We start from the raw sequence: 12,696 nt of genomic DNA on the forward strand, positions 1-12,696 counted from the left end.
CGGCCGGGTCTGCGACGGGGCGGGGCGGGGCTAGTTGACGAGTCGGGCGAACCCCTTCGCGATCCGGTCGAGTTCGCCGGCGATGTGCGGCAGTCGGGTGGGGTCGTCGGCCGCCAGCGCCGCCGCCTGCTGCTCCTCGTCGCCGTAGAGGAGGCTGGTGGCGGCCTTGAAGCGGAGCGCCTGCGGGTCGTCGCCGAGCAGGTGGCCACCGAGGACGACGAGGCCGGACCCGTCGAGGAGGGCGCCGGCCAGGGACGCCGAGTCGGTGATGCCGCGGGCCGCCAGGCGGGCGCGCAGCGGCTCGAAGTCCGGGTAGACGTAGAAGCCGGCGGTGGGCGGGCGGCACACGGCGCCGGCGTCGACCGCGATCCGGTGCACGGCCCGGGCCACCGCACCGTGCAGCCGGGCCGCGGCCCGCACCCGGTCGGTGATCTCCGGCGGCTCGGCGTAGGCGTACGCGGCGACGTGCTGCATCGGGCCGGCGAGCGTGGACCACAGTTCGCTGGCGACGGTGATCACGCCGTCGCGCAGCCGCTCCCCGGTGTCGCCGGCCGGGAACCGCGCCACGCCGATCCGCCAGCCGCCCAGGCCGAGGGTCTTGGACAGGCCGCTGGTGACCACGGTGCGTTCGGGGGCCACCTCGGCCGGGCTGAGGAAGGGGGTGCGGTCGGGGTCGTGGACGATGTCGCGGTAGATCTCGTCGGCGACGACCACCAGGTCCTCCTCCCGTGCCAGTGCCCCGAGTTCGCGGACCAGCGCGGGCGGGGCGAGGGTGCCGGTGGGGTTGTCGGGGAGGGTGAGGATCAGCAGGCGCGGATCACCGCCGGCGGCGCGGGCCTCGCGCAGGACGGTGCGCAGCGCGTCGGGCGCCGGGACTCCGCCGCACTCCGCGGGGACCGGCACGCCGTAGACCCGTTTGCCGGCGTAGCGGGCTTGGGGCGCGTAGGTGTTCCAGGCCGGACTGGGCAGCAACACGTCCCCGGGCACGGTCAGTTGCAGGGCCATCAGCAGCGGCTTGCTGCCGGGGGCGACCACCACCTGGTCGGCGGTGGTGGGCTGCCGGCGGCGGGTGAAGTAGCCGGCCACCTCGGTGCGGACGTCCTCGGCGCCGGCCACCGGCCCGTAGGCGGCGCGGCTCGCACCGGCCGCCAACCGTGCCGCGAGCTGCGGCAGGACCGGCAGGCGGGCCTCGCCGAACGCCAGGTGGACCAGGGACTCGCCGCGGGCCCGGCGCCGGTCGACCAGTTGGTTCAGCGCGAGGTTCGGCGAGGGCGCGGGGGCGCTGGGGTGGGCGGGGGTCATGCCGGGCTCCCTTCGGTGCGGGACGTGGTCCCGCCGCGGACGGCCGCCGCGAGGTCGGCGGGGGTGGCGGGGTCCAGCTCCAGTTCGTCGAGCCAGGCGGCGGTGGCCGAGTAGCGGGCCCGGAACGGCCGGCCGACCAGGGACGGTTGCCGCGCCTGGAGCATCCGCAGTCGGAAGAACGCCCCCTCGGGGGTCTCCTCCACGCCGTCCACCACGACCTTGCCCGGGGTGGCCGACATGACCGGACCGCGGACCGTGCGGGCGAGGCCGGGCAGAGTGCGGTAGGCGTCGGCGAAGATCTCCGCGGCGCGGGCCAACGGCACCTTGAAGTACTCGTGCGGACCGGTGTCCCGCTCGACGAACTGGTAGTAGGGGACGGCGCCGGCCGCGAGTTCGGCGCGCCACAGCCGGCTCCACGTGTCGGCGTCGTCGTTGACGTGGGCGATCAGCGGGGCCTGGCAGTACACGACGGCGCCGGTGGCGCGGATGCGGCGGATGGCCTGTTGGGACAGGTCCGTCGCCAGTTCCCGCGGGTGGCTGAAGTGGGCCATCACCGCGAGCTGTCGACCGGAGTCCACCACCTGCTCGAAGAGGCGGAGCGCGTCGTCGGCGTCGGCGTCGGTGACGAAGCGCTGGGGCCAGTAGGCGACGGACTTGGTGCCGATCCGGACGGTGCGGACCGTCTCCACGTCCAGCAGCGGCTCCAGGTGGGTGCGCAGCCGGTCGGTGGACATCACCATCGGGTCGCCGCCGGTGACCAGCACGTCGTGGACCTCGGGGTGCGTGCGGAGGTGGTCGAGCAGACCGCTCGGGTCGGGCGCGGCGAACCGCAGGTCGGCGTCGCCGATGAACTGCGCCCAGCGGAAGCAGTAGGTGCAGTACGCGTGGCAGGTCTGTCCCTGGCCGGGGAAGTACAGCACGGTCTCGCGGTACTTGTGCTGGAGGCCGGGGATCGGGTCGCCGTCCTGGACGGGGACGTTGAGTTGCTGTTGGCCCGAGGGGTGCGGGTTGAGCCGGCCGCGGATCTCCTGGACGGCCTCGCGCAGCAGCAGTCGGTCGGCCGGGTCGGCGGAGAGCTTGCCGAGCCGGTCCTCGTCGTCGCCGGTGAGCATGCCGCGCTGCGGGAAGGTGAGCTGGAACATCGGGTCGCCGGGCACGTCGTCCCAGTCGATCAGCTGCTCCAGGACGTAGGAGTTGACGCGGAACGGCAGGACCAGGGAGATCCGGCGGACGGTCTCCCGCACCTCGTCGGGCAGCCCGTGGCGGTCGGCGATGGTGTCGATGTGGCGGGGCCCGTACGCGCGAAAGCGGGTGGTTTCCGGGGCACCGGCCGTCATCGGCGGGCACCCCCGGTCCGGCCCTGCTTGCGGTAGAGGTCGTCGCCGAGCACCAGGAAGTCGAGGTCCATGGCGCGGAAGGCGGTCAGCGCGTCGGCGGCGGTGTTGACGATGGGTTCGCCCTTGTCGTTGAAGGAGGTGTTGAGCAGCACCGGCGGGGCGCCGTGTCGGTCGAGGGCGTCGAGGACGGCGCCGACGGCCGGCGCTTCGTCGCCGTGCAGCACCTGCGGGCGGGTCGTGCCGTCGACGTGGACGACGCCGGGGGCGACCTGCCGGCCGAGTTCGGTGGCCTTGGCGGCGCCGAGCATGTACCGGCTCAGGTGCTCCTGCTGTTCCCAGAGCCGCTCGCCGTAGTCGCGTCGGGTGACGCCGGCGAAGGGGCGCCACTGTTCGCGGTTCTTGACGGTGTTGACCCGGGTGTTGACGTCGGCGGTGTTCGGCACCGCGATGATCGAGCGGCGGCACAGGGCGCGCGGCCCGACCTCGGCGCGGCCCTGTGCGACCGCGCCGATCTGCCCGTCGAGGAGCAGGGCGGTGAGGGCGTCGGTGTCGAGGTCGGTGCGGAGGAGGTCGGAGGTGTCCAGCGCCGCCTCGCGGCCGGCGTAGTCGGGGCCGTGCACGTCGGTGCCCTGGTAGGGGCTGAGCGCGGTGGTGTGCCGGCGGGGCGGGCGGACGGTCCAGGCGGCGCCGAGCGCCACGCCGGCGTCGTGCGGTACCGGCGGGACGTAGAGCGGGCCGGGCAGGGTGCCGTTGGTACTGCAGTTGAGGGCGACGCCGCCGCTGAGGCAGAGCTCGTCGACGCCGGCGGCCTTGCGGGTGAGCGCGGCGAGGTGACGGACGGACTCCTCGATGATGCGCTGGGCGGTGTACGCGACGAGGACGGCCTTGGGGTCGTCGGCGAGGCGGTCCTCGGGGGCGTCGGGGCCGTCGGTGCCGGCGATGCGGGCGTAGTGCTCCCGCCACCGGCCGACGACGGTGTCGTACTGCTCCTTGATCTCGTCGGCGGTGGCGGTGCCGTGGTTCTCGTGGAGCGGGGCGACGGCCAGGCGGAAGTCGTCGGCGGCGATCTCGACGAGGGGTTCGGTCTCCAGGCCGGCGGCGCGGCCGTAGGCGGCCAGGCCCATGGTCTTGCCGGCGTTGAGGAAGGAGAAGCCGAGCCAGGTGGAGGCGGCGTCGTAGGCGTAGCCGAGGGAGGCGGTGCGCTGCCAGGTGCGCTCCAGGCGGGGTGCGGCGCCGTCCTCGTAGGTCCAGATGGTGGAGGACTCGTTCTCGCCGTGGCCGTCGACGACCAGGACGCCGGCCTTGCGGAACGGCGAGGCGTAGAACGAGGAGGCGGCGTGCGCCTGGTGGTGCGGGACGCGGACCACCTCGGGGGTGTGGGGGCCGAAGTCGAGGCCGACGGCGTAGGCGAGGAAGTCGGCGTCGGTGGCGAACCGCCGCGGGTAGAGCTGTTCGCTGTCCCAGCCGAGGGCGACCACGTCGATGTCGGCGGGGGTCAGGCCGGCCTGGTGGAGGACGAAGCGGGCGGCGCTGAAGGGCTTGCGGTAGAGGGAGTGGCGGTGGCGGTTGAGGCGCTCCTCCTCGGAGAAGGCGACGATCTGGCCGTGTTCGTCGATGAGGCAGGCGGCGCTGTCGTGCCAGCCGGTCGGCGGGGCGTTGACGCCAAGGATCCACATGTCGGGTGTCTCTCTTCGTCGGTCGGTGTCCGGGTGGGCCCGGGTCACCGGAGGGGGGTGAGGGAGTGCCGCACGGCGCGCTGGGCGCGGTCGAGGGCGGCCGCGCACTCGTCGGGCGTCTCACCGGTGGCCAGCAGGGCGGCCAGGCGGGGGACGATGCCGCGCGGCGGCAGCAGGAGGCGGGTGCCGGGCGCGGCGAGCGGGACGGCGCGTTCGATGCCGGGCTCGGCAGCGGCGGCGGTGACGTCCAACGAGGCGACGGTGCCGTCCCGTTCGGGGTAGAGGAAGCGGACTTCGGCGCAGCGGTCGTGGGTGGGGTGGAGGTCGGGGGTCCGGCCGAGGGCGAGGTCGGCGGCGGTGACGACCGGGTCCAGGCCGGTGGCGAGGGTGCCGAGCAGCGGGATGAAGTCGCCGCCGAGGCGGCCGTTGACCTCCACGATGCGGGGGCCGGTGGGGGTGAGGCGGAGTTCGGTGTGGGTGAGGCCGGTGCGGATGCCGAGGACGGTGTGGGCGTCGGTGACCACCGCGCGGACCTCGTCGGCCCAGGGTTCGTGGCGCCAGGGGGCGACCAGGTGGCCGGTCTCCTCGAAGTGCGGGGCGAAGCCGAGCCGTTTGCGGGCGACGTTGACCACGTGGACGGTGTCGCCGGCGACCGCGCAGTCCACGCTGATCTCCGGTCCGGACAGGTACTCCTCCACGATCGCCCCGTCCAGTGCGCCCAGTCCGGGGAAGGCGGCGCCGACCGCCCGGGCGTAGGCGCGGGCGGCCTCGGTGGGGCCGTCCGCGAGGCTGACGCCGATGCTGCCGGCCAGGTCGCGGGGTTTGACCACGACCTGCGGGCCCAGTTCGTCGGCGGCGGCGCGTGCCTGGTCCGCGGTGTGGACGTGCCGGAAGCGGGCGGAGGGCACGCCGGCGCGCTCCAGCAGCCGCCGGGTGGTCAGCTTGTCGCGGCAGCGGCGGACGGCCTCGGGGCTCATGTGCGGCAGGTGGAGTCGGCGGGCGACTTCGGCGGTGGTTTCCAGCAGCGCCTCGTCCCAGGTGAGGACGGCACCGGGGCCGGGGTGGTCGGCGAGCAGCGCGGCGGCGGCACGGGTGGTGGCGGTGGGGTCGGTGGTGTCGGTGGTGTCGGCGGCCACGAAGCGGTCGGCGACGTGGCGCCGTTGCCAGTCGATCTCGGCGGGTTGGACCAGTGCGGTGCTCAGGTGCCCGGCGAGGGTGTGCAGGGCGTATTCGCGGTAGGGCGGGTTGCCGCAGCCGATGACGACGAGCCGGGGCGGGGCGGCGGGGTCCAGGGGGGTGCAGTCCAGGACGGCGTCGCGCATGGTGCGGCGGACCGCGGCGGCCACCTCCGCGCTGCTGGCGCCGCGGTAGCGGAACCGGGCCCCGGCGTGCTCGTACCCGCCGCCGGTGAGCAGCGCCCCGGCCGCCGGGGCGACCTGTGCGTACGGCCCGTCCTGCTGGGCGGCCGGCGGGGTGCGGACCCGGCAGGGCAGCGGTGCCGACGGCGGGACGAGCAGCCAGCCCGCGACCTCGGTCGGGTGAGCGGTCGGCAGCGGCGGCGGCTCGGTGCCGACCTGGTGGGCGCAGGCCACCGCCATCAGGTCGATGCCGTGCACCTCCCGCCAGACGAAGGGGACTTCGGCGCCGCCGGGCCGGGAGCCGATCTCCAGGACGGTCAGTGCGCCGTGGTCGCCGCGGAAGAGCTCCAGGTGGAAGACGGCGGGCCCGGAGAAGAGGGCGCGGGTGGTGGCGGTGGTGATCTCGGCGATGCGGTCGAGGAGGTCGGGGTCGTCGATCTCGACGGAGGCCAGGGCGGTGCCGGTGGTGAATTCCAGGCAGGTCGTCAGGTACCGGGCGGCCCGCCAGGGGCCGAGGCCGTCGCCGGTGAACACGCCGTCCACGTGCAGGACTTCGTCGGGGAGCCAGGGTTGGACCAGCATCGCACCGTCCCGGGGGAAGGCGTAGTCGGCCAGGTCGGCCGGGGAGTCCAGGCGGGTGATGCCGGCGCTGGCGGTGCCGCGGCGCGGTTTGACCAGTACCGGCCAGCCGTGGCGGGCGGCGAAGTCGGTGACCGCGGCGTGGTCGGGGGCGTCGGCGGTCGGCGGTACGGGGACGTCGGCGGCGGCCAGTCGCTCGGCCATCAGGAGTTTGTCGCGGAGCGGTTCGAGGTCGGCACCGCGTTGGCCGGGCAGGTCGAGGGCGTCGCGGAGGTCGGCGGCCAGGTCGAGGTCGGTCTCCTGGAGCGCGACGATCCGGGTCACCGGGCCGGCGTTCTCGACCAGGGCGTCGATCGCCTCGCGGACCGCCTTGACGTCCTCGGTGCTGTCCACCAGCCGTACGCCGGCGGCGTGTTCGACGGGGAGGTGTCGGGCGGCCCGCTCGGTGGTGACGTAGCTGACGCGGTGCGTGGCGTGGTCGAGGTAGGCGGCGTAGTCGGCGTAGCGGTCGGTCCAGCGGTGGATGACGAGCACGTGGTGCACCGGGGGCTCCTGGGGCGAGGGGGGCGCGGTTCGGGGCGGCGGCGGGCAGGCCGGACACCGGTGGCGGCAGGGGAGACGGCTCCCTCTGCGCACGGGTGAGGTGTCGGGGCCGGCGTCGGGCCGGGTGCCCCGTCGGTGTGGGCGGGCGGCCGGTCAGGCCGCGGCGGCGGCCAGCAGGGTGGTGTGCATGCCGGTGAGCAGGGCGGCGCAGCGGTCTCGGCCGAGGTCCTTGACGGTGAGCCGGACGGTCAGGTCGCGATCGCTCTCCAGGGCGCGGGCGTAACATCGCGGGCCGATGGTGGTGAAGGGCTCTTCCCAGGTCAGCACCGGTTCCTCGACGGAGGCCGGAATCGGGAGCGGGTCGAGCGGCGAACTGTCGGGCAGCGCGACGTAGTTGAAGGCGCAGGCCGGTTCGGCGGCGTGCGGCGTCCGCTCGCGCAGTGCGGCGACGGCGGTGACGTCGTGCATGCCGTGCCGGAAGGCGGCGAGGGAGCTCCAGTGGACGGCGTCGGCAAGGGCGACCAGGTCGGCGGTGCGGGCCCGTTCGACCAGTGCCGGCACCCACTGGTTCATGGAGGTGACCAGGTCCTTCCAGCGGCCGCCGAAGCGGTTGGCGCTCATCAGCTGCACCAACAGCGTGTCGGCGTCGCACAGGGTGGCCACGGTGTGGACGTAGGCGGCCAGGACGACGCTGGCGACGGAGACCCGGGCGCGTTCGGCGACCGCGTGTGCGGCCGGGCGGGCGGCGGCGGAGCGCAGGGTGGCCTGGACGGTGTCGCCCTCGGCGCCCGGCGTGCGGGGCAGGGCCACCGACGGTGCGCCGTGCAGGAGTTGGGCCCAGTGGTCGAGCGCCGCGGCCTGTCGGCGGAGTCCGGCGGGGTCGTGCTGGGCGGCGGCCAGGTCGGCGGGTCCGGGCGGGGTGGGGCCGAGCCCGTCGGGGTCGGCGAGGGCCTGGCGGAACTCGCGGCGCAGGAGCTCCTGGGCCCAGGCGTCGGCGGCGATGTGGTGCTTGACGAACAGCAGGTGGGACGGGTCCCCGCGGTGCGTCAACAGGCGGGCGCGCCAACCGTGATGACGCCTCAGGTCGAAGGGTTCGCCGGCCAGGCGGGCGGCGAGTTCGTCGGGTCCTGCCGCCTCTCGGTGGTCGGCCGGTGCGGCGTCGAGCGTCGGCAGCGCGTCGTCGAAGTCCGCATCGGGCGTCAACTGCCGTGGCGCTGCCGGGTCGTGGACGTCGTAGCGGGTACGCAGGGACGGGTGCCTGGCGACGACGGTGCGCAGCGCGGTGCGGGCCCGCGCGGCGGTGGTGCCGGGTGGCAGGGGCCAGGCGGCGGCGCTGTTCGGTTCGTGCCACCGGGCCGCCGGGAGGTCTCGGATGTCGTGCCACACCGAGAGCTGACCCAGCGACAGTGGCCCTGCCTCGGACATACAGATCCCCCATGTCGCATTTCCGTGATGCGGAAGATGAGTTCCATGCAGAGCACGACGCTGCCACAATCCGCCGAACGTGGCAAGAAGTGATCCAACTCGCGGAGTGATCCACCTCACACGCCGGCGCCCGGAAAGCCATGAGAGCCTGAATGCCACTTCCCGGAATCATCTTTCCAAATGTCGGAACACGGTGGCAGTTTTTCGACCCATATCCCGTGATCTGCCCCGCCTTTGCTCCGAACCATCGTGTGTGAACGCCACAGGGGGATTCAGTAACGTGAGTCAGCAGCCGCACCCGACCGCCGCCGACCTCCGCCCGGACTTCCTGCACTCCTTCCTGCTCGACCCGGCGCGGCACTCCCCCGACGCCCCCGCCGTCGTCGAATCGCCCGAAGCCGGCCGGACCACCGTCACCAGCTACGCCGAACTCCGCGCCCACACCGACGCGTTGGCAGCGGCCCTGGGAGCGCTGGAGCTCGAACCCGGCGCCCGGGTCATCCTGGAGGCGGACACCAGCGCCCCGGCCCTCGCGATGCTCCTCGCCTGCTCGCAAGCGGGCCTCACCTTCGTCCCGGTGAGCCCGCAGACCCCGCAGCAGCGCCTGGAGAGCCTCATCGACACCGTGCGCCCCGCCCTGCACCTCCAGGCGGCGAACGGCAGCCGGACGGACGTGCCGCAGCCGGTCGGGACCGCACGCTTCGACCGCGACGGCCTCACCGTCGAACGGGCCCCCGCGCACCGCCCGCCCCGCCGCCACACGCCCTGCCCAACCGACCCCGCGTACATCATCTTCACCTCCGGCACCACAGGACGCCCCAAGGGCGTGGTGATGAGCCACCGCGCGGTGGTCGCGTTCTACCGCGGCATGCTGGCGCACCGGATCGCCGGCCCCGACGACCGCATCGCCAGCACCTCACCGCTCCAGTTCGACTTCTCGCTGCTCAACATCGGACTGGCCCTGGGCAGCGGCGCCGCCGTCGTCCCCGTCCCACCCCAACTGGTGCGCTGGCCACGGCACTTGCTGCGCATCCTGCGGGAGACCGGCGCCACCCAGGTCAACGGCGTCCCCTCCATCTGGCGCCAGGTGCTGCGCCACGAACCCAAGCGGCTGGCCGCGCTGACCGGACTGCGCGGGGTCCTCTTCTGCGGCGAGGAGTTCCCGCTGCCCGAACTCCGGCGCCTCCAGGAACTGTTGCCGACCGCCCGGATCGTCAACTGCTACGGCGCCACCGAGTCCATGGCCTGCTCCTTCGAGGACGTCCCCAACCCGCTCCCGGAGCAGGTCGAACGGCTCTCCATCGGCACCGCCCACCCCGGCGCCGAAATCCTGCTGGTCGACCCCGACGGCCGGGTCGTGGACGAACCCGACGTGGTCGGCGAGATCCACCTGCGCAGCCCCGCCCTCTTCTCCGGCTACTGGGGCGACCCGGAGGCCACCCGCGCCACGCTGGTCCCCGACCCGCTGTGCCCGGAATCCGGCCAGTACGTGCTGCGCTCCGGGGACCTGGCGCTGCGCGGCCCGGACGGCGGCTACCGCTTCGCCGGCCGGATCGACTCCCAGGTGCAGATCAACGGCAACCGCGTCGAACTCGGCGAGGTGGAGCGGCGGTTGACCGAACACCCCGGCGTCACCGCGGCCACCGCCCTGCCGTTGCCACTGCCCGGTGGCGGCACCCAACTGGCCGCCTTCGTCACCCTCGCCGCCGGCCACTCCCCCGCCGACACCGGCGACCTGTGGACCTTCTGCGCCGAGACGCTGCCCCCGTACATGGTCCCCCAGGAGATCCGGGTGCTGGACCGGCTGCCCACGACCGCCCACGGCAAGGTCGATCGCGCCGCGCTGGTCGCGCAGGCCACGGCGACCACCGAGGACTCCGGCGCCGCGCCCGTCGGGAGCGCCCGGTGACCGGACTCGGCGAACCCGCGCCCACCACCGCCGGCATCGCCACCGAGGGCCGGCTGCGAAGCTTCGTGCGGGTGCGGGCCGGTGGACTGCCCGGCGCGTTCTGGGTCCTGTGGGGCGGCTCGCTGGTCAACCGGCTGGGCGCGATGGTCAATCCGTTCCTGAGCCTCTACCTCACCGGCGCCCGGAACGTCCCGGTCGCCACCGTCGGCTGGGTGCTGGCCGTCGGGGGCGCCGGCGCGGTGATCTCCCAGCCGCTCGGCGGCTACCTCGCCGACCGGTTCGGACGGCGGGCGGCGCTCACCGGCGGGATGCTGGCGAACGGCGCGACCCTGCTCGTCCTCGGCAGCGCGCGCAGCCTCCCGGTGCTGATCGCGGCCTGCTTCGTGCTGGGCATCACCCTCGACCTGTTCCGGCCGGCCGCCCAGGCACTGGTCGCCGACGCGGTGCCGGCCGCCGACCGGACCCGCGCCTACGGCCTGCTGCTGTGGGCCGTCAACCTGGGCTTCTCGATCGCCATGGTCCTCGGCGGCTACCTCGCCGCGCACGGCTTCGGCCTGCTGTTCTGGCTCGACGCCGGAGCCTGCGCGGTGTTCGGAGTGCTGGTGTGGCTGGCCGTCCCCGAGACCCGACCGGCCACCCGCGAAGGGTCCGCCGGCGGCTTCGGCACCGTGCTGCGGGACCGGGTGATGGTGGCCTTCGCCGGCATCATCGTGCTCTACGCCGTGGTCTTCCAACAGGCTTTCGCCACACTGCCGTTGGCGATGACGGCCACCGGCATGTCGAGCGGCGCCTACGGCACGGTGATGGCGGTCAACGGCATCGTCGTCCTCGCCGCCCAACCACTGATCGGCCACCGGCTGGACGGCCGGGACAAGAGCCGGTTGCTGGCCCTGGGCTTCGCCGTCGCCGCGGCCGGCAACGCGGTCACCGCCACCGCCACCTCCGCCGTCCACTACGGGCTCGCGGTCGCGATCGCGACGCTCGGCGAGATCCTGGTCTTCGCGGTCACCGCGGCCGTCGTCGCCGACCTCGCGCCGCCCGCGCTGCGCGGCCGCTACAACGGCCTGATCGGCATGGCCTGGGGCACCGGCTTCCTGATCGCCCCGGTCGTCGGCACCCGCCTGCTCGTCGTCGGCCCCACCGTCCTGTGGCTCAGCTGCGCCGCGCTCAGCCTGCTCGCCGCCTTCGGCCAACTGGCCCTGGCGCCCGCACTGCGCCGCCGCGCACGCCGGTGAGCCACTCGCCACCCACCCCACAAGGAAGGAAGGACGTGCCCACGAAGCCCCGCAGGAAAGTGCTGCTCCTCGAAGCCGACGTCGCCGCCGGCGGGGATCTGCTCGCGGCCGCCGCCGGCCTCGGCCTGGACACCTACGTGGCCACCCACAAGGAGCTCTACGCGCACTACCGGCCGGAGTTGACGGACCGGATCACCGGCACCGCCTTCACCGACTTCGCCGACCCGGCCCGTGCCCTCGACGACCTGACCGGCTTCTGCCGCGCCACCGGCATCGACGGGATCGTGCCCTGCTGGGAGTTCCTCACCCCGCTCGCCGCCCAGCTGGCCGCCGCGCTCGACCTGCCCGGCCACCGCCCCGGGCCGGCGCCGGCCGGCCGCAACAAGCGGCTGATGGCCGAGGCGTTCACCGCCCACGGCGTCCCGGCCCCGCAGACCGTGACCGCCCCCGATCCGGACGCCCTCGCCCGACGGATCGCGGCCGCCGGCCTGACCTACCCACTGGTCGTCAAACCGGCCGAGAACGCCGCGTCGATCGGCGTCTCGGTGGTCCACTCGGCCGCCGAACTGCCCGCCGCGGCCCGACGGGCACAGTCCCAGAGCCACAAACTGCCGCACGGCATCGCCCTGGACACCACCCTGCTCGCCCAGGAGCACGTCGAAGGACCGGAGTTCAGCGTGGAGACGGTCCTCGCCGACGGCACCGCCCACCACCTCGCGGTCACCGAGAAGTTCACCACCGTCGGCACCCACCGCGCCGAACTCGGCCACACCGTGCCCGCGGCGCTGCCCCCGCAGGTCAGGGCCGCGGTGTGCGCCGCGGCCACCGGTGCGGTGACCGCCCTCGGCCTGCGGCACGGCCTGGCGCACACCGAGGTGAAGGTGGCACCGACCGGCCGGCCGAAGGTCATCGAGGTGGGGGCGCGCCCGCCCGGCGACCTCATCATGCGGCTGGTGCACGAAGCCCTCGGCATCGACATGGCCCGCGCCCACCTCCAGGCCGTCCTGGGCGAACGCCCCGACGTCACCCCGCGCCGGCACGCCGCCGCCGCGATCCGCTTCCTGACCGCCCCCGAGGCCGGGACGCTGCGCTGGGTCGGGCGGCTCCCGCACGGCGACCACGTCGTGGCCACCGCACTGACCAAGATGCCCGGCGACGCCGTCGGCGGCCCGGACGACAACCTGTCCCGGATCGGCCACCTCATCGTGCGCGCCACCACACCCGCCGAGGCCAACGCGGCGGCCGACGCGGCGCTGGCCGCCGTCCCCGTGGAGCTGGCCACCCGCTGGTAGCGCGCCGCCGGTAGCACTGCCACCGATCGCCCGGCGGCGT

General features: G+C 74.4%; 8 protein-coding genes. 3 read left to right on the forward strand and 5 right to left on the reverse strand.

Annotation, left to right across the window (positions count from 1 at the left end; genetic code table 11):
- Positions 1-30 precede the first annotated feature (30 nt).
- From ACLJT4_RS19965 to ACLJT4_RS19985, 5 genes are all read right to left on the reverse strand, one after another.
- Complete coding sequence (locus ACLJT4_RS19965) at positions 31-1,302, reverse strand: pyridoxal phosphate-dependent aminotransferase (RefSeq protein WP_411123619.1); 1,272 nt, start codon at positions 1,300-1,302, stop codon at positions 31-33.
- Positions 1,299-2,639, reverse strand: a complete 1,341-nt coding sequence (locus ACLJT4_RS19970; protein ID WP_411123621.1) for a KamA family radical SAM protein — start codon at positions 2,637-2,639, stop codon at positions 1,299-1,301. Before ACLJT4_RS19970 ends, ACLJT4_RS19965 begins: the two co-directional genes overlap by 4 nt.
- Complete coding sequence (locus ACLJT4_RS19975) at positions 2,636-4,315, reverse strand: carbamoyltransferase C-terminal domain-containing protein (RefSeq protein WP_411123623.1); 1,680 nt, start codon at positions 4,313-4,315, stop codon at positions 2,636-2,638. Before ACLJT4_RS19975 ends, ACLJT4_RS19970 begins: the two co-directional genes overlap by 4 nt.
- 44 nt (positions 4,316-4,359) lie before the next feature.
- Positions 4,360-6,795: an ATP-grasp domain-containing protein gene (locus tag ACLJT4_RS19980; RefSeq protein ID WP_411123625.1), complete on the reverse strand. Its 2,436-nt coding sequence runs from the start codon at positions 6,793-6,795 to the stop codon at positions 4,360-4,362.
- A 153-nt stretch (positions 6,796-6,948) separates the two neighbouring features.
- Positions 6,949-8,220 (reverse strand): condensation domain-containing protein, encoded by a 1,272-nt coding sequence (locus tag ACLJT4_RS19985; RefSeq protein ID WP_411123627.1) that lies wholly within the window; start codon positions 8,218-8,220, stop codon positions 6,949-6,951.
- Positions 8,221-8,500: 280 nt separating this feature from the next.
- Between ACLJT4_RS19985 and ACLJT4_RS19990 the strand changes: the two genes are divergently transcribed.
- From ACLJT4_RS19990 to ACLJT4_RS20000, 3 genes are read left to right on the forward strand one after another with little or no spacing between them, the layout of a single operon-like run.
- Positions 8,501-10,129, forward strand: a complete 1,629-nt coding sequence (locus ACLJT4_RS19990; protein ID WP_411123629.1) for an AMP-binding protein — start codon at positions 8,501-8,503, stop codon at positions 10,127-10,129.
- On the forward strand, positions 10,126-11,364 hold the full coding sequence (locus ACLJT4_RS19995) for an MDR family MFS transporter (protein ID WP_411123631.1): 1,239 nt from the start codon (positions 10,126-10,128) through the stop codon (positions 11,362-11,364). Before ACLJT4_RS19990 ends, ACLJT4_RS19995 begins: the two co-directional genes overlap by 4 nt.
- A 35-nt stretch (positions 11,365-11,399) precedes the next feature.
- Positions 11,400-12,656 carry an ATP-grasp domain-containing protein gene (locus tag ACLJT4_RS20000; protein WP_411123633.1) on the forward strand — a complete coding sequence of 419 codons (1,257 nt, stop codon included), beginning with the start codon at positions 11,400-11,402 and terminating at the stop codon, positions 12,654-12,656.
- The last annotated feature ends 40 nt before the right edge of the window (positions 12,657-12,696 follow it).

This window comes from Streptomyces sp. x-19, assembly GCF_046549115.1.
GTDB classification, from domain to species: Bacteria; Actinomycetota; Actinomycetes; order Streptomycetales; family Streptomycetaceae; genus Streptomyces; species Streptomyces albulus_C.